Source organism: Halorubrum lipolyticum DSM 21995 (assembly GCF_000337375.1).
Classification (GTDB): domain Archaea; phylum Halobacteriota; class Halobacteria; order Halobacteriales; family Haloferacaceae; genus Halorubrum; species Halorubrum lipolyticum.
The window spans coordinates 161,478-178,866 of sequence record NZ_AOJG01000012.1; the positions used below are offsets into that span (position 1 = coordinate 161,478).

Consider the following 17,389-nt stretch of genomic DNA (forward strand, 5'->3'; position numbering starts at 1 on the left):
GGAACCCGGTGACGCGCGCGTCCCCGGCCACGTTATGGGCCTCGCGCCCGTGTGATCGGTATGAACCAACTCGTGGACGGCGAGTGGCGGACGGACGCGTACGAGGCGACGGGCGAGGACGGCTCGTTCCAGCGCGGCGAGACGACGTTCCGGAACTGGATCGCCGGCAGCGACGTACCCGACCACGTCGACGCCGAGCCCGACGACCGGTTCCAGCCCGAGGCGGGCCGGTACCACCTGTACGTCTCCTACGCCTGTCCGTGGGCGCATCGAACCCTGCTCGCGCGGTCGCTGCTCGGCCTGGAGGACGCCATCGGCGTCTCGGTCGTGGACCCGTACCGCGCCGAGGACGGCTGGCAGTTCACCCCCGAGAAGGAGGGGTGTACGCCCGACCGCCTCCACGGCAGCGACTCCCTCCGCGAGCTGTACGTCGCGGCCGACCCCGACGCCACCTGTCGCGTGACCGTCCCCGTGCTGTGGGACACCCAAGAGGAGACGATCGTCAACAACGAGTCCCGCGAGGTCCTGCGGATGCTCTCGACCGCGTTCGACGACCTCGGCAACGACGTGTCGCTGCTGCCGGGCGACGGCGACGAGGCGACCGTCGCGGCGGTCGACCAGGTGATCACCGACATCTACGAGCCCGTCAACAACGGCGTCTACCGCGCCGGCTTCGCGAAGTCTCAAGGGGCCTACGACGAGGCGATCGACGAGCTGTTCGGCGCGCTCGACGGCTGGGACGAGCGCCTCGCCGATCGGCGCTACCTCGTCGGCGACTCGCTCACCGAGGCCGACATCTGCATGTTCACCACGCTGGTCCGGTTCGACCAAGTTTATCACACCCACTTCATGTGTAACAAGCAGTTCGTCCACCAGTACGAGCACCTCTGGCCGTACCTCCGCGACCTCTACCAGACCGCGGGCGTCGCCGAGACGGTGAACATGAGCCACATCAAGGAGCACTACTACACGACGCACCCGGACGTGACGCCCTCCGGGATCATCGCGCGCGGCCCGGACCTCGACTTCGAGGCGGCCCACGACCGCGACCGGCTCGGCGGCGAGGCGCCGACGCCAGACGTGGCGGACTGAAGGGCTGACGCGGGTGACGGAGCGGTTTATAAATCGACTTTTGAATCCGGAGATGTGCGGTGGCGCGTGCCGACGGGCAGCCGTCAGGCTGCGAGTCGCGCGCGAGGCTGGGGCTTTGGAGGTGTTGGCCGTCGATCCGCTGTCAACGGTTTATATGCAGTCGATCGGTACTGCGCCGGCAACTACTCCGTCGCAAAAAGCAACGAAAACCCACCGATCCGAAACCGCTCCGTATCAGGCCACTGCGGCCGCGATCTCCTCCTCGGTCAGGAACACGTCCTCGCCGGTCTCCGCGTCGAACAGGTGGATGTCGGCCTCCTCGAACACCACGCCCACCTCGTCGCCGGCCTCGGGCAAGACGTCCGGAGTCGACCGCGCGAGGAAGTCCTCGTTGACCGTGAGGTGGACGTAGTTGTCGGAGCCGATCGGCTCGACGACCTCGACGGTCGAGGCGAGCGTCTCGTCGCCGGTCGGGTGCTCCACGATCCGGATGTTCTCGGGACGGATCCCGAGCGTGTAGGGCGCGTTCTTCAGCTCGTGGCCCGTGACGTACTCGTCGCTGAGCTCGAACGCGAGCCCGGCGTCGTCGCTGCGGATCGTCGCCGACGAGCCGTCGGTCTCGACCTCCACGTCGATGAAGTTCATCGAGGGCGAGCCGATGAAACCGGCGACGAACTCGTTGACCGGGTTCTCGTACACCTCCGTCGGCTTCCCGACCTGCTGGAGCTCCCCGTCGTTCAAGATCGCGAGGCGGTCGCCCATCGTCATCGCCTCCTCCTGGTCGTGGGTGACGTACATCGCGGTGACGCCGAACTCCTTCTGGAGCTTCTGGATCTCCGCGCGCATCTCGGTGCGGAGCTTGGCGTCGAGGTTGGAGAGCGGCTCGTCGAACAGGAACACCTCTGGCTCGCGGGCGATGGCGCGGCCCAGCGCGACGCGCTGTTTCTGCCCGCCGGAGAGCTCGTCCGGCTTGTCGTCGAGTAAGTCCGCGATCCCCATCATCTCGGCCATCTCGGTCACGCGCTCGCGGCGCTCCTCCGCGGTCATATCGGTGCTCATCTTGAGCCCGAACTCCATGTTCCCCAGGACCGTCTTGTGTGGGTACAGCGCGTAGTTCTGGAACACCATGGCGACCGGGCGCTCCTTCGCGTGCATGTCGGTGACGTCCTCGTCGTCGAACCGAACGGCGCCCGACGTGGGCTCCTCCAGTCCCGCCACCATCCGGAGCGTGGTCGTCTTCCCGCACCCCGACGGCCCGACGACGGTCACGAACTCGCCGTCCTCGATCTCCAGGTCGATGTCGTCGACGGCGACGATGGTTCCCCGGTCGAACTCCTTCCGGAGCGTGTCGAGCGTGACTCTTGCCATTTACTGGCAAAGGGAGCTTCTCGCATATTAGTTCTTTGCTGTTTTTTCGATATGTGAGGAATAATCTCATCTCAGATGTAGACCACCGTCGGGATCGAGACAACCGTTGTCCGGGGTCCCCGAGTGACCGCGATTCAGACGCCGAGACGCCTCGACGAGCGGTGAACACGGCTCGACGAGGAAGCACCTGACCGGGTGATTCCCGGGACGCTTCGACGGCAGTCGAGAGCGACCACCCCAAAAACTAAATGTATGAATATGTAATTCATCGTTTGTTGTAGACACATGAACGAGAAACGCAGAACGCTACTGAAGACGATGGGGGGAAGTACCGTGCTCGCGGCGCTCGCGGGCTGTATCAGCACCGGCGGTGACGGCGGCGACGGGTCCGACGGCTCCGACGAATCGGACGGCTCCGACGGGTCGGACGGTTCCGGCGGATCGGACGAGTCTGACGACTCAGACGACTCCGCGGGAGTCGACGACCCGGGAACCGCGACGCTGTGGACCGACCTCTCCGACGGCGAGGACGAGGCCATGTCCACCTACGTCGACCAGTTCGAGTCGGAGACGGGTCACACGATCAACAAGGAAGAGCCCGGCGGCGAGCTCGACCAGCAGCTCGAGACGGCGATCCCGTCCGGAGAGGGCCCCGACTCGTGGGTCTGGGCGCACGACTGGGTCGGCCGCTTCGCGGTCCGGGAAGACCCGCCCTTCCTCTACGACGCGAGCGACGACATCGACTCGCTCGACGCCTTCACCGAGACCGCACAGCAGGCGGTTCAGTACGACGGCGCGGTCCACGGACTCCCGTTCGCCTCCGAGACCGTCGCCCTGTTCTACAACGAGGACATGGTCGACGAGCCGCCGGAGACGCTCGACGACATGGTCTCCGTCATGGACGAGTACCACAACCCCGAGAACGGCGAGTACGGCCTCTCGTACCCGGTGACGGACCCGTACTTCGTCAGCGGCTTCATCCAGGCGTACGGCGGCGACATCTTCGACGAGGAGAACCTCGAGGTCACCCTCGACAGCGACGAGTGTAAGCAGGGCATGGACGCGCTCGAAACGCTCTTCGACTACGTCCCGGCCGACCCCGGCTACGAGTCGCAGATCGTCGCGTTCGCGGACGGCGCCGCTCCGTTCGCGATCAACGGCCCGTGGGAGATCGCGAACCTCTCCGGGGAGATCGACAACCTGGGGGTCACGACGCTCCCGACGGTCGACGGCAACAACCCGCGGTCGTACTCGGGGATCCAGACGTTCTACTTCAGCGCCATGCTGAGCGACGCCGACCAGTCGACGATCGACGCGACCACCGGACTCGCCGAGTGGTACACCACGAACGAGGACATCGTCGAGACCAACGCCGCCGAGCAGGGATACATCCCGGTTCTCACCTCCGTCGTCGAGGACGGAGACCTCTCGTCGGACGTTCAGGCGTTCGCCCAGCAGGTCGACCACGGCGTCCCGATCCCGACCCATCCCGATATGAACGACGTCTGGGACCCCCTGACGAACGCGCTGACGAACGTTTTCAACGGCGACGAAGAGAGCGACGCGGCGCTCGACAGCGCGGCCGAAACGATCCGGGAGAACCAGTAGGCGGCCTCCCACCTAGCAACCATGGCCTCTTCACACACCGGCACCGGCGCGAGCGGCTTGGCGCGGCTCCGAGCAGCGGTCCCGTTCTCCAACCGCGACTGGGGGCTCCTTCTCGTCATCCCCGGAGTCATCCTCTTTTCGAGCTTCATGCTGTATCCGATCGTCTACCTGTTTTATATCTCGCTGACGGACGCGACGTTCGCCGGGTCGGTGATCGGCGGCGGCGCCGATCTGATCGGCCTGGACAACTACGTCCAGCTGTTGAGCGACTCGCAGTTCTGGACATCGATGACGACGACGTGGCTGTTCGTCGCCGTCTCGCTCGTGATCAAGGTGTTTCTGGCCGTCGGCATCGCGCTCCTCTTGAATCACGCGCGCGTCTTCGGGAAACGCTACATGCGCGCGGCGGTGATCGTCCCGCTGGGGTTCCCCGGCATCTTCACGATCACCGTCTGGCGCGGGATGTTCAGCGACGCCCGGTTCGGCGTGTTCAACACGATCCTCGGTCGGTACAACGGGGTCATGTCGTCGCTGTCGGCGCCCGAAATCCTGCTGTTCGACGTTCCGATCGGCTTCCTCAGCGGGCGCTGGGAGGCGTTCTTCGCGTACGTCACCACGGAGGTGTGGCTGGCGTATCCCTTCATGGTGATCATCATCGTGAGCGCGCTGCAGGACGTGCCGCGCGAGCTTCACGAGGCCGCGATGGTCGACGGCGCCGGCTTCCTCGAGCGGTTCCGCACCGTGACGCTCCCCGCGATCAGGCGCCCGGTGCTGTTCGCGTCGATCCTCACCGGCGCGACGGCGTTCCAGCAGTTCCTGATCCCGTGGGTGTTCAATCAAGGCGGGCCGGCGCGACAGAACGAGCTGATCATCGTGTACGGCTACCGCGAGGCGATCAGCTTCAACGAGTTCGGCCTCTCGGCGGCGATCCTGATCGTCGCGATCGCCGTTATCGGCCTGTTCATGTACGCCGCCGTGCGCTACGGCGGCCTCGCAGAGGGGGTGGGTGACGAATGAGCGCCCTGCAGTCCGCGCTGGCGCTTATCAGCGCGAAGCTGATCGCGTTCGTGACCGCGCCGAAGCGGTTCGTCGTGTCGCTCCGGCGGACGGTGTACGACCTCCGTACCGGGAGACGGACGCCGTGGGACGTCTCGAAGAGCGTGTTGATGACCCTGTTCGGGCTCGCGATGGTGTTGCTGCTGTTGTTCCCGCTGTTCTGGATCTTCACGGCGTCGCTCGCCGAGGGGACCCGGCTGTTCAACACGAGCGGGATCTTCCCGGACCCGTCGACGTACAACCTCGGCGCGTATCGCTGGGTCGTCTTCGAGTCCGACTTCTTCTTCGTCGACGGCGACTGGGGGTACCCCCAGCTCGTCCTCGGCGGAGGGAGCGGGCTGGTCAGCTTCCGGTGGGTCGGAACGGAGACCGGCCCCGGAGCGCTGTTCAACAGCCTCTACCTGGTGAGCGTGACGATCGTGGCCGGCTTCGCGATGATCGTCCCGGCCGCGTACGCGTTCTCGCGCCGGAGCTTCGTCGGTCGCAAGCGGATCCTCTACGGCTACGTGCTGTTCACGCAGATCGGCGCCGGGCTGTCGATCGCGACGCTCGTCGCCCTCTACTCGCTGTTCAGCTCGTACGGACTCACGAACAACCTGTTCATCCTCGGGCTGTTCTACGCCGCGGGGGCGATCCCGTTCAACACGTGGCTGCTGAAGACGTACATGGACAACATCCCGATCTCCTACGAGGAGGCGGCGATGGTCGACGGCGCGAGCTTCCTGGACACGATCCGAGAGATCATCATCCCGCTCACGAAGCCGGGACTCGCCGTCGTCCTCATCTTCGTCTGGCTCGCCGGGTGGAACGAGTTCATCATCGCGCAGACGCTGCTCTCACCGGAGAACTACCCGCTCTCGGTGGAGCTGTACAACCTCGCGACCGAGGGGCGGTTCTCCACGCCGTGGACGCGGTTCGCGGCGTTCGCGAACCTGTTCGCGCTCCCCGTCGCGATCGTCTACTTCGCGGCCCAGCGCTCCGTCGAGGACGGGCTGTCGTTCGGCGGGATGGAGGGATAAGCGGGACGGTCCGGTTTCCCTTCGTTCTGCGTTCTCTCATTCTTGGGTGTATTTATACGCGATCGATGACTCGACGACGAACCGCTTCGAAGCGACGGTCGTTCGTTTATAAATGGGTTGCTACCGGATCGACGGTGAACACCGCCACGCCCCAGCCGCGACGGCTCGCGCGCCTTGCTGTCGTTCGAGACGCCTTCGGCGTCTCGTGATGTTGCCAGACTCCTCTGGAGTCTGGCCGCTAGCCGGAAGTCTCTGACTTCCGGCGATGTCGTCAGAACGCAGAGCGTTCTGACTGCTAGCCGGAAATCTCCGATTTCCGGCGATGACGAGAGAGCGAAGCTCTCTCTCGAACCACGCCCCTCGCTCGCTGCGGTGCTTGCGTCGCCGAGCGTCGCCCTCGCGGCAGCGAGGCGCTTCGCGCCTCTGGCAGCCGGCGGCGTTGCCGCCGGCGACTGCCCCTTTGAGTCCCGCCCACCTGCAACCGCACCGCAGCCTCACACCTCCCCAGCCTCGTCGGTCGTCCTCCGCGTTGCTCCGGACGACCGACTCCCTCGCGCGTACGGCTCGCGGCCTGTCGGCCGCTCACCGGCGCGCGCCACCGCAGTTCGACTTATAAATGACGACGCTCCCGACACACCGTCCGTCTCGCGTCGCCGTCGGCGACAACGGCTTCAAGTGCGCGCTCGTCCGACCGGTGAGTAGCAATGGAGCCGCCGAACATCGAGCGGTTGGACGAGCGGACCGTCCAGCGCATCGCGGCCGGCGAGGTCGTCGAGCGCCCGGCGAGCGTCGTCAAGGAGCTGATCGAGAACAGCCTCGACGCGGGCGCGACGCGCGTGGCCGTGTCGGTCGAGGCCGGCGGCACCGAGGGGATCCGCGTCCGCGACGACGGCGTCGGCATCCCGGCCGACCAGTTGGAGGCGGCCGTCGCGGAACACGCCACGTCCAAGATCGGCGACATCGAGGACCTCGACCGCGGCGTCGGCACTCTCGGCTTCCGCGGCGAGGCGCTGTACACCGTCGGCGCGGTCTCGCGACTCACCGTCCGGTCGCGCCCGCCCGGCGCCGACGCGGGCGCGGAGATCGCCGTCGAGGGCGGCACGGTCGGGGAGGTGCGCCCCGCCGGCTGCCCCGAGGGGACGACCGTGGAGGTCGACGACCTCTTTTATAATACGCCCGCCCGCAAGAAGTTCCTCAAGCGGACCGCGACCGAGTTCGACCGCGTCAACGCGGTCGTCACCGGCTACGCGCTCGCGAACCCCGGCGTCGCCGTCTCGCTGGAACACGACGGCCGGGAGACGTTCGCGACCGAGGGGAACGGGGACCTCCGGTCGGCCGTGCTCGCCGTCTACGGCCGCGAGGTCGCGGAGGCGATGGTGGACGTGGCGTGGGCGCCGGGAGGTTCGGAAACCGATCCCCCCGTTCGCGGCGTCACCGGCCTCGTCTCGCACCCGGAGACGACCCGGTCGACCCGCGAGTACCTCGCGACCTACGTCAACGGTCGGTACGTCACCGCGAGCGCCCTGCGCGAGGCCGTCCTCGACGCGTACGGCGGCCAGCTCGCGCCCGATCGGTACCCCTTCGCGGTGCTCTTCGTCGAGGTCCCGCCCGGCGACGTGGACGTGAACGTCCACCCGCGCAAGCTGGAGGTCCGGTTCGACGAGGAGCCGGCGGTGCGCGAGGCCGTCGAAGACGCCGTGGAGGAGGCCCTCCTGGACCACGGGCTGATCCGCTCGACGGCCCCCAGGGGTCAGTCGGCCCCGGACGAGGCGACGGTCGCTCCCGAGAGCTCCGAGACCGAGGCCGTCGGCGGCGCCGGGACCGACCACGAGCGCGCCGCGCTCGGCGGTCGGAGGGGGGAGGATCGAGACGGCGACGACCCGGACGACAGCGACGACCCGGACGACAGCGGCGACCCGGACGACAGCGGCGATTCAGACGACAGCGGCGATCCGACTGCCGGGTCCGTGACCAGCGCGTCCGAACTAGACCCCACGGACGAGGAGGCGTGGGCGGTGGGCGACGTTGGGTCGGACACCGCCGATTCCGCCCGTTCCGCCGGCTCCGCGTCCGACCGCCCCTCGCCGCGGAGCTGGCAGTCGGACCCGGACGAGGCCGGGAACGGGGCGGAGGACGACGACGCCGGTGCGGTCGCCGGTACCGAGGCCGAGACCGAGACCGCCCCCGGAGAGGCGGGGGGAATCGACCGGTTCGACGGCCCGGGAGGCGACGACGCCGATTCCGGTGCGGCCGACTCCGCGTCGGCTGCCGCCACCGACTCGCGCTCGACCGCGACCGCCCAGCGGACCCTCGACGGCGAGTCGACGAGCGCCGAACGCACGTACGACTCGCTCCCGCCGCTGCGGGTGCTCGGACAGCTCCACGAGACGTACGTCGTCGCCGAGGCGCCCGACGGGCTCGTGTTGATCGACCAGCACGCCGCCGACGAGCGCGTGAACTACGAGCGTCTGCAGGCCGCCTTCGCCGACGGCGCCGACGCGCAGGCGCTCGCCGAGCCCGTCCGGATCGAGCTCACCGCGCGGGAGGCGGCGCTGTTCGAGGAGTTCGTCGACGACCTCGCCGGGATCGGGTTCCGCGCCGAGCGCGCGGGCGAGCGCGAGGCGGTCGTCCGCTCGGTCCCCGCCGTCTTCGACGCCGCGCTCGATCCGGGGCTCGTCCGGGACGTGCTCTCCGCGCTCGTCGACGACGCGGCCGCGGGCGACGAGCCGGTGACGGACGTGGTCGACGAGCTGCTCGCGGACCTCGCGTGTTACCCCTCCGTGACCGGGAACACCTCGCTGACGGAGGGGTCGGTCGTCGACCTGCTCGACCGGCTCGACGCCTGCGAGAACCCGTACGCCTGCCCGCACGGGCGCCCGGTCGTGATCCGGCTCGACCGCGACGAGATCGGGTCGCGGTTCGAGCGCGACTACCCCGGTCACGCCGGGCGACGCGCAGAGTGAGCCGGCGGGGGAATCTCCCCGCCCCGCCGACCGCAGAGAGGTACGCTTTAGGTGGGCGCCGTGGACCCACGGGTATGGAACGCGTAGCGATCATCGGCGCGTCGATGACCCGGTTCGGGCAACGCGACGCGTGGGTGCGCGAACTGTTGGCGGAGGCGGGCGCGGCCGCGCTCGACGACGCCGGGATCGACGGCGACGACCTCGATCACCTGTACGTCTCGAACATGGCCAGCGGCGAGTTCGAGGGCCAGACGGGGGTCCCGAACGCGCTCGCCCACGATCTCGCGGCACAGCCCGCCTACACCGCTCGGATCGACCAGACGTCCTCCTCGGGCGGCGCGGGCGTGTACGCCGCGTGGCAGTCGGTCGCCTCGGGCGCAAGCGACCTCACAATGTTAGTCGGCGGCGAGAAGATGACCCACCGGACGACCGCTGAGGCGACCGACGTGATCGCGTCGCTCACCCATCCGGTCGAGTACAAACAGGGCGTCACGCTCCCCTCCTTCGCGGGGCTCACGGCGCGGCTCTACCTCGACACGTACGACGCCCCCCGCGAGAGCCTCGGGAAGGTCGCGGTGAAGAACCACAGGAACGGCGTGGACAACCCCCACGCCCAGTTCCGGAAGGAGGTCGACCTCGACACGGTGCTCGACTCGCCGATCGTCGCCGACCCGCTGCGGCTGTACGACTTCTGTCCGATCACGGACGGCTCCGCCGCGCTCGTGTTCTGTCCCGAGTCGGTCGCCGAGGAGTACGTCCCCGAGGACGAGTACGCGGTCATTTCGGGGATCGGCGGCGCGACCGACACCCACGTCGTCCACGAGCGCGCGGACCCGACGACGATGGGCGGCGTCGTCGACTCCTCCGATATCGCCTACGAGATGGCCGGGATCTCGCCGGACGACGTCGACGTGGCGGAGCTCCACGACATGTTCACCATCCTCGAGTTCCTGCAGAGCGAGGACCTCGGCTTCTTCGAGAAGGGCGAGGGGTGGAAGGCGGTCGAGGAGGGCGTCACCGACCGCGACGGGGAGCTCCCGATCAACACCTCCGGCGGACTCAAGTCGAAGGGACACCCCCTCGGCGCGAGCGGCGTCGCACAGGTGTACGAGATAGTCCAGCAGGTCACCGGGAACGCCGGCCCGCGGCAGGTCGAGGCCGACACGGGCCTCGCCTGCAACGTCGGCGGGTTCGGGAACTGCGTGACCACCGCGATTCTGGAGGGAAGCCAATGAGCGACGACGACGCGGACGACGCGAGCGGAACCGACGACGCGACCGCCGAACCGGCCTTCGAGGCCGCCGAGTACGTGGACGGGACGATCACCTACCCGCCCCACACCGTGAGTCCCAACGGCGCCGAGCGCGTCGGGACGGTCGACCTCCGGGCGTACGAGGGCCGGGTCCTCACGTGGACGACCTCGACGGCGACGCCGCCGGGCGTCCGCGAGCCCAACACCCTCGCCATCGTCGAGTTCGACATGGGCGACGACTACGACGGCCCGGCGGTCCGCGCGCTCGGACAGATCGCCGAGCGCGAGGACGGAGGTGGGGAGGCGTTCGACGTGGACATCGGCGACCGCGTCGAGCCCGTCTACGCCGACGAACTCCGCGAGCCGGGCGCCGGGATCCGCGAGCCCGAGAGCCAGGACTGGGACGGCTTCCGGTTCCGGCCGGTCGAGGAGTAGCCGCGCTCGTTTTTCGCGTTTTTTTGCTCACACCCGCCGGTAGTCGCCGAGCCGCGTCCCGTCGAGTAGGTAGGCGTCGGCGGCCGGCAGCGCGTCCGGGAGGAACGGCGCGAGGAACGACTGGCCGTCGACGTTGACCCACGTCCCGCCGGAGCGCTCGTTGAACGCGGGGAAGACGACGAGTTCGGGCGGGTCTCCGGATGGTTCCGCCTCCGGATCCCCCTCCTCGACGAACGCGCTCGGATCGAGTCGACCGCGGAGCCACGCGCGCTCGACGCGCGAGCCGCCGACCGCGTCCTCCAGCCGCACTTGGGGGTGCTCGTGGCCCATACACACCACGTCGGCGTCGAGCAGGTCCGGGATCGGCCACGTGTGGCCGTGGCAGACGCCGACGCCAGCGCCGGCGGTCACACCGCCGCTACCGACACCGCCGCTACCGACGCCGCTACCGCCACCGATCACGCCGCCTCCGGCCCCGATCACGTCGAGGTCGTCGGCGAACGCCTCGGCGACGCCCGCGTCGTGGTTCCCCTCGACGAGCGTCATCGGGACGCGGTCCGTGACCGCTCGGATCAGCTCGACGAGCTCCTCGCGCTCGTCGCCGTCGGGCGCCCCGATCCGGTGGGCGAGGTCGCCGAGGACCACGAGTCGGTCGGCCTCGGTCTCGGTGATGAGGCCGCAGAGCCGCTCGCGGCGCTCGTCGGCCCGAGAGTCAAGTTCGACGCCGCGCTCGTAGCGGAGTCCGACCTCGATGCCGGCGTGCACGTCGGCGACCAGCAGCGCGCGCTCGCTCCCGAGGTCGGCCACGGCCGCCGGCTCGTCGACGATCGGCTCGACGGCGGGCGAGGCGCCCGGCGCCATCAGATCGGCTTGAGCACGCCGTCGCCGGGCTCGTAGCACTTCCCGCTCATCAACGCGTCCTGGATCGCGTCCTCGACCGCGTCGGCGGCGACGCCGTGGTCGTCGACGACCGCCTCGACGACCGCCTCGCGGTCGGCACCGTCGCCGTCGTCGAGCGCGCCCATCGCGTCGATAGCGACCGCTTCGAGGTCGACAGCGTCGGCCGACTCGGCCCCGTCGTCGTCCGCCGGCTCCTCGCTCGCCGGAGCCGGATCGGCGGCGGCCGGCTCCTCGGCGTCCGCTGACACCGCGGCGCCCTCCTCGGCCGGGGGCTCGTTCATCTCCTCGGGGTCCGGCACGTCGATGTCGGCCTCGCCGGGCTCCTCGACTTCGCTCCCGGTCGAGAAGTCGGTGCCGAACTCCGACTCGATCTCCTCGCGCTCCTCCTCGTCGAGTTCGTACATCTCGTCGGAGGCGGGCTCGGTCGTCGGCTCGTCGAGATCGATGTCGGTGGCGTCTCCTTGGGTGTCGCCCGCCACGGCGTCGTCGGCCCCGGCGTCGTCGAGGCCGGCGTCGAAGTCGCCGAGTCCGTCGCTCTCGTCCTCGGTCTCCGAGCCGATGGGTTCGGAGTCGGAACCGATCGAGTCGGTCTCCGAGGAACCGGAATCGATGGTCTCGGTCGTCGCAGCGGTCTCGACGGTCTCGGCCGCCTCAGGCGTCTCTTCACCTGCGGCTGCGGACTCGGTCTCAGAGGCGGGTTCCGGCTCTGAATCGGATGCCGGCTCGGATGTGGACTCCGGCTCAGAGGCGGTCTCCGGCTCGGATGTGGACTCCGGCTCAGAGGCGGTCTCCGGCTCGGATGTGGACTCCGGCTCAGAGGCGGGGTCGTCAGAGTCGGAGACGGCCGGTTCCGATTCCGCTGCCCCCTCGTCGGCGACCGGCTCTTCCGGCGCCTCGATCGTCACGTCCGTCTCCGGGAGCGACCCGATCGCGGCCTCGCCGCCCGCGTCGGGCGCGATTTCGGGCGCGCGCACCTCGTCGCGGTCGCCGGCGATCAGCTCCAGGGCGTCGACGGCGAGCCGACGGAGCGCCTCGACGTAGGCGGTCGAGGTGTCGTAGTGGGCGATTGCCTTCGGGATTCCCGCCGCCAGCGACGCGGGTGCGCCGCCCGATTCGAGAGCCGCGCGGAGCTCCTCGCCGCGGAGGTCCGACTCGAGGGCCTTCGCGAAGACGGCGAGCCGGTCGAGGGTGGCCTCGGCGGCGGAAACGACCCAGCGGTCGCGGGTGTCGGCGTCGACCGCGTTGAGGCTCTCCGGGCGGACCGAGGTGAACACCCGGTCGGAGTCCTCCGGCTCGAAGGTGCGCGCCTTGCCCGTGAGCGCGACGAACGCCGGCGGATCGGCGCGTTCGAGGAACGTCTGCGCCTCGGGCTGGTACTGTCCCGCGTAGGTGACGAACGCGCCTGAGGGGTCGACGACCCGCCCGCGGCGCGTCTCGTCGTTGACGCGCTCGACCTCGGTGAGCACGCCCGCGACGAACAGCCGATTCACGCGCGCGCCGGTCGGCATGACGACGTAGTTGGGGGCGCGCTCCTCGTCGCTCTCGGAGTACGAGAGGGAGGCGTCGTCGAACTCGGCCGCGAACACCCGGTGAGCGACCTCGCGGGCGCCCGGCCCGTCGTCGCTCATTCGCCCACCTCCGCGAGCGCGGCGCGAGCGTGGTCGGCCGGGTCGTCGTCCGCGAGTTCGAACTCGGCCGCGTCGAGGTTGGCGCCGTAGTCGTCGACCGAGAGGTTCCCCCGGACGCGGTAGGCGCGCCCGACGAGCGAGTCGGCGATCGCCTCGGCGACGACCTCCTTGTCCATCGCGTCCTTCGCGGCGTCGAGGGCGTCGTCGAGCCCGCCGCCGTACACCTCGGCGGTCAGTTCGTCGTCGAGCACGACGGTGACGGTGTCGGTGCCGTCGTCGACGATCGCCTTCACGCGGAGGTCGTCTTCGCCGTCCACGTCGCCGTGGCTCCGACACTGGCCGTTCTGGACCACGCGACCGCACTCCGGACAGCGCTCGATGAGCCCGGAGCCGTCGCGGATCTCGAGGACGTTGCCGACGACCTCCACGTCGAACATCCCGCCGGAACCGACCGCCTCGGCGATCGACAGGCGGGGAGCGTCCTCGGCGACTTCGACCGGATCGGGGAGCGGGGTCACCGTCGAGAACTCGGTGAGGTTGATCGAGGGGACGCCGCGGAACTCCCGGACGTACACGTCCTCGATCCGGAGGTCGGCGCCCGGCTTCAGCTCGGAGCGGGGCTGCCAGTCGGTGAACGGCAGCTTCGCGGTGGCGTCGCCGAGGACCCCCTCCAGGATCTCCGTCTCGCCGTCGCGTCCGGAGATCGTCTTCTCGTCGACCTCCAGCACGCGGACCTCGACGTTGCGGCCGCGGTCGCCCGCGGCGATGTCGACGAGGCTCCGGTCGCCGCCGACCGCCCGGTCGACTTCGACCGGCTCGTCGGCGATCGCGACGGTCGTCGAGTCGTTGAGGTTGAGCTCCGGCTCGCCCTCCCACTCGCGGACGCCGGCGTTGCCGATCGTCAGCGAGTCGCCGGGCTCGAACCCGAAGTCCTGCCACGCGGTGTAGGAGATGACGCCGGTCTCGTCGGCGATCTCCCCCTCGCGGATCGTGAGGTCGTCGCCCTGGTACCGGATTGTGCGGGTCCCCTGCGTGAGAACGCGAACGGTCACCGTCACGCCGTCGTGGTCGGTGGTGATCTCGCCCACGTCGACCGAATCGGGCGTCGGCGTCGAGCCGCCGCCTCCGCCGCCGTGCTTCCGGCGGACGCTCTGTTTGGCCTCCTCGATCGGGACGCTGTACTCCAGTAGGTTCTGCAGGTCGGCTGTGACCTCCTCTTTGTCGACACCGAGGTCGGAGGCGAGCTCCTCGGCATGGCTGTTGACGTCCATCGGGTCGGGGTTCGACGCGACCGCACAAAAGGGTTCACCACCCCTCTCGTCTGGCCGCCGAAAGCGCCGCGACGGTCGGTAGTGCTAAACCGTCCCCGTCCGCAACGTGGGGCATGGACGAGATCGACATCGACGCGCGCGTCACGGGGGAGCGGACTGTCATCGACGTGAGCGGGACTCGCGACGTCGCGGTCGTCGTTCGCTCCGCGAGCGGCGAGCGGATCTACCTCCCACCGGAGGATTTCAACGAGCCCGTGTCCGGGTCGCCGTACACCTCCCCGTATCAGGGCGGAAGCGGCGTCGACGGCGAGGAGAGCCCGTACGGCGGCGAGTCGGGAAGCACCCGCGGCGTGTCCGAGACCGCGGACGGGTTCCGGATCACCCACCCGGAGGCGGCCACCGAGTTCGACGTGTACCGCGGCGACGACGAGTGATCGACGGCGGGTAATCGTCGACGGAGAAACGGACCGAGAGAAACGGAATTTCGAGCGCCTGAGTCTTTTGAGCGTCCTACGCCTTTCGAGCGCCCTACGCCACGTCTTCGTACACGGCCAGCGTGTCCTCTGTGACCTCCGACCACTCGCGGCGCTCGTACTCCGGGGGCCGCTCGCGGTCGAGCGCGGTGGCGATTCCGTCGACGATCGACTCCGAGTCGACTTCGACCTCGACGAGACAGCCGTCGGGGAGCACCTCGGCGACGCCCGACCGAGTCGCGACGACCTGCGTCCCGGCCTCCAGCGCCTCCGTGATCGTGATCCCGAACGGCTCCGCGTACGAGGGCGAGACGAACGCGTCCGAGGCGGCGTAGTAGTCGCCGAGTTCAGCCTCCGGGACGTAGCCGACGAACTCGACGCGGTCGTCGATGCCGAGCAGTTCGGCGAACCGCTTCAGCTGGTCCGTCTGGTGGCCCGACCCGCCGACGACGAGCGTCACGCCGGGGCGACGGAGCTTCCGCATCGCGTACAGCAGGTGCGAGATCCCCTTCTGATCGGTGTGTCGGCCGACGAAAAAGAGCATCTCGCCGTCGATACCGAGGTCTTCGCGCACCTCCTTCCCGGAGAATTTCGGGGTGGAGAAGCCGTTGTACACGACCCGGGAGTCGGCGTCGTACAGCTCGCGGATGTCCTCGCGGACGATCTCGCTGACCGCGATGTTGGTGTCCGCGGCGTTCGCGAGGCGTCGCTCGGTCTCGACCTCGCGTTTCGGCGGGTCGATGTTGCGGTCGCTCGCGAGCGAGTGGAACGACGACACCCACGTCGCGTCGGACGCGCGGGACGCCTGTCGGCCGGGACCGTAGCCGAACCAGTCGTGGGTGTGGAGCACGTCGTAGTCGGGAGCCAACTCGGCGAACCGGTCGCTGAGCCGGTCGACGCGGGCCGCGACGTCGCCCTCTCCGGTCTCGACGGGCTCGATACCCGGCTCGTCGTCCGGCGCGAACTCCGCGGGCAACACGAGGGTGGCGTCCACCCCGAAGTCGTCGCGGAGCCCCGAGAACAGTTCACCGACGTGGACGTCGAGCCCGCCGGTGATGTTCGGCGGGTACCCCCATCCCAGCATGAGTACGCTCGGCGGCATACCCCCACATTTCGGGAGTCGGCACTTAGGTATGCCCCCTCGTTCGCGCGAGATCGACGCGAGAGAGTGTCGACGAACGCGGAGATAGCGAAGGATGCGGAGATAGCGAACGGAGAGAGACGGAGAGTCCGGTGAGGAGGAGCGGAGGTCCGCGGCCTATCAGGCCGCCTTCACGGCGTCGCGCAGCGCGCCCGTCCGGTCGGTGATCGACTCGGCGGCGTCTGCGAGCACGTCGAGCGGGTCGCCGGACTCGGATTTCACCGTCAGTACCGGCTCCGTCTGGCCGCCGGACTGCTCGGGGTTCATGTCGTAGGTCGCGGCCGCGACGTCGTCGGTCTCGAGCAGGACGCCCTTCAGCACGTTCATGAACGTGTGGTCCTCGCCGGCGATCTCGATGCGGAGTTCCGTGTCGGTCTTCTCGATGACCCGCAGTTCCATGCCTCACGATTCGCCCGAGGCGCGTTTCAAGGTTTCGTCTCCCGGATATCGGAGGTTGCGACTGACTCGCACGCGACCCGAAAGCGTATGCCGCCGGCCCCGGTGACCGCCGTATGGAGATCCGACGCCTGTCGGCCACCGAGGCCGCCGCCGAGCGCTATGCGGCGGCGCTGTGGCTGCCGTACCACCGCGATCTCGCGGCGAGCGCGGAGGCGCACGCGCTCGCGAACCGACCCGACGAGGAGCTGATCGCCGCGGAGGCCGAGTTCCGGCTCGACCTGCTCCGCGAGAACGACGACTACCGGACGTGGGTCGTCGCGGTCGACGCCGGAGTCGACGCGGACGACGTCGATCCCACGAGCCTCGACCCCGAGGACCCCGCACCCGTCGGCGTTCCCGATCCGGACCGCGATCTCGTCGCGTTCGTCTCGACGAGCGTCGACGAGTGTCCCGCGGTGTTCGACCGACCGGACCGGCTCGTCGTCGGTGACATCTACGTGGCGGAGGCGTACCGGGGAACCGGGATCGCGGGCCGACTGATGGAGCGCGCAGAGGTCGACGCGCGCGAGCAGGGCTGCGGCCAACTTCGACTCGACGTCGACGCCGATAACGGGCGAGCGATGGCGTTCTACGAGAAACAGGGGTTCGAGCCGTATCGAAAGCAGCTGACGCGAGAGGTGGAGTGAGCTGTCGTTTATAAATATTTCATGGTAGATCGGTAGTGAACTTCTCCAAAGCCCCAGCCGCTCGGATATACTTCACTGCCACCGGATCAGCGGTGAAC

The 17,389-nt window shown here is 68.9% G+C and carries 15 protein-coding genes; 9 read left to right on the forward strand and 6 right to left on the reverse strand.

Translation table 11 applies throughout. From position 1 onward, the window contains the following. Positions 1-60 precede the first annotated feature (60 nt). Complete coding sequence (locus tag C469_RS05515) at positions 61-1,092, forward strand: glutathione S-transferase family protein (protein ID WP_008004577.1); 1,032 nt, start codon at positions 61-63, stop codon at positions 1,090-1,092. 234 nt (positions 1,093-1,326) lie between these two features. On the opposite strand, the gene C469_RS05520 is transcribed toward C469_RS05515, so the two are convergent. Then, positions 1,327-2,460, reverse strand: a complete 1,134-nt coding sequence (locus C469_RS05520) for an ABC transporter ATP-binding protein (RefSeq protein ID WP_008004578.1) — start codon at positions 2,458-2,460, stop codon at positions 1,327-1,329. Between the two features lie 285 nt (positions 2,461-2,745). On the opposite strand from C469_RS05520, the gene C469_RS05525 reads away from it, so the two are divergent. The 6 genes from C469_RS05525 to C469_RS05550 all read left to right on the forward strand — a co-directional run bounded on the left by C469_RS05525 (position 2,746) and on the right by C469_RS05550 (position 10,793). Beyond that, on the forward strand, positions 2,746-4,068 hold the full coding sequence (locus C469_RS05525; RefSeq protein ID WP_008004579.1) for an extracellular solute-binding protein: 1,323 nt from the start codon (positions 2,746-2,748) through the stop codon (positions 4,066-4,068). 21 nt (positions 4,069-4,089) lie between these two features. After that, entirely contained in the window at positions 4,090-5,085 is a 996-nt protein-coding gene (locus C469_RS05530; RefSeq protein WP_049911061.1) for a carbohydrate ABC transporter permease, read from the forward strand. Further along, positions 5,082-6,143: a sugar ABC transporter permease gene (locus tag C469_RS05535; RefSeq protein ID WP_008004581.1), complete on the forward strand. Its 1,062-nt coding sequence runs from the start codon at positions 5,082-5,084 to the stop codon at positions 6,141-6,143. The genes C469_RS05530 and C469_RS05535 overlap by 4 nt, the downstream gene beginning before the upstream one ends. Positions 6,144-6,847: 704 nt before the next feature. Further along, a complete protein-coding gene (gene mutL, locus C469_RS05540; protein WP_008004582.1) occupies positions 6,848-9,106 on the forward strand; it encodes a DNA mismatch repair endonuclease MutL in 2,259 nt (752 codons plus the stop codon). A gap of 74 nt (positions 9,107-9,180) precedes the next feature. Further along, positions 9,181-10,341 carry a thiolase family protein gene (locus C469_RS05545; RefSeq protein ID WP_008004584.1) on the forward strand — a complete coding sequence of 387 codons (1,161 nt, stop codon included), beginning with the start codon at positions 9,181-9,183 and terminating at the stop codon, positions 10,339-10,341. Then, positions 10,338-10,793, forward strand: a complete 456-nt coding sequence (locus C469_RS05550; RefSeq protein ID WP_008004586.1) for a hypothetical protein — start codon at positions 10,338-10,340, stop codon at positions 10,791-10,793. The genes C469_RS05545 and C469_RS05550 overlap by 4 nt, the downstream gene beginning before the upstream one ends. A gap of 27 nt (positions 10,794-10,820) precedes the next feature. On the opposite strand, the gene C469_RS05555 is transcribed toward C469_RS05550, so the two are convergent. From C469_RS05555 to C469_RS05565, 3 genes are read right to left on the reverse strand one after another with little or no spacing between them, the layout of a single operon-like run. Next, positions 10,821-11,654 (reverse strand): metallophosphoesterase, encoded by an 834-nt coding sequence (locus C469_RS05555; RefSeq protein WP_008004587.1) that lies wholly within the window; start codon positions 11,652-11,654, stop codon positions 10,821-10,823. Next, entirely contained in the window at positions 11,654-13,321 is a 1,668-nt protein-coding gene (locus C469_RS05560; protein WP_008004589.1) for a hypothetical protein, read from the reverse strand. Before C469_RS05560 ends, C469_RS05555 begins: the two co-directional genes overlap by 1 nt. Further along, positions 13,318-14,592 carry a Single-stranded DNA binding protein gene (locus tag C469_RS05565; RefSeq protein ID WP_008004591.1) on the reverse strand — a complete coding sequence of 425 codons (1,275 nt, stop codon included), beginning with the start codon at positions 14,590-14,592 and terminating at the stop codon, positions 13,318-13,320. The genes C469_RS05560 and C469_RS05565 overlap by 4 nt, the downstream gene beginning before the upstream one ends. 113 nt (positions 14,593-14,705) lie before the next feature. Here C469_RS05565 and C469_RS05570 point away from each other — a divergent pair, with 113 nt between their 5' ends. Continuing rightward, positions 14,706-15,026: a DUF7510 family protein gene (locus C469_RS05570; RefSeq protein WP_008004593.1), complete on the forward strand. Its 321-nt coding sequence runs from the start codon at positions 14,706-14,708 to the stop codon at positions 15,024-15,026. A 94-nt stretch (positions 15,027-15,120) separates the two neighbouring features. On the opposite strand, the gene C469_RS05575 is transcribed toward C469_RS05570, so the two are convergent. Together C469_RS05575 and C469_RS05580 are read right to left on the reverse strand one after the other, a co-directional pair. Beyond that, positions 15,121-16,149, reverse strand: a complete 1,029-nt coding sequence (locus C469_RS05575; protein ID WP_008004595.1) for a glycosyltransferase family 4 protein — start codon at positions 16,147-16,149, stop codon at positions 15,121-15,123. Between the two features lie 177 nt (positions 16,150-16,326). Further along, positions 16,327-16,605 (reverse strand): DNA-directed RNA polymerase subunit L, encoded by a 279-nt coding sequence (locus tag C469_RS05580; RefSeq protein WP_008004596.1) that lies wholly within the window; start codon positions 16,603-16,605, stop codon positions 16,327-16,329. A gap of 113 nt (positions 16,606-16,718) precedes the next feature. Here C469_RS05580 and C469_RS05585 point away from each other — a divergent pair, with 113 nt between their 5' ends. After that, positions 16,719-17,291, forward strand: a complete 573-nt coding sequence (locus C469_RS05585; protein ID WP_008004599.1) for a GNAT family N-acetyltransferase — start codon at positions 16,719-16,721, stop codon at positions 17,289-17,291. Positions 17,292-17,389: the final 98 nt, after the last annotated feature.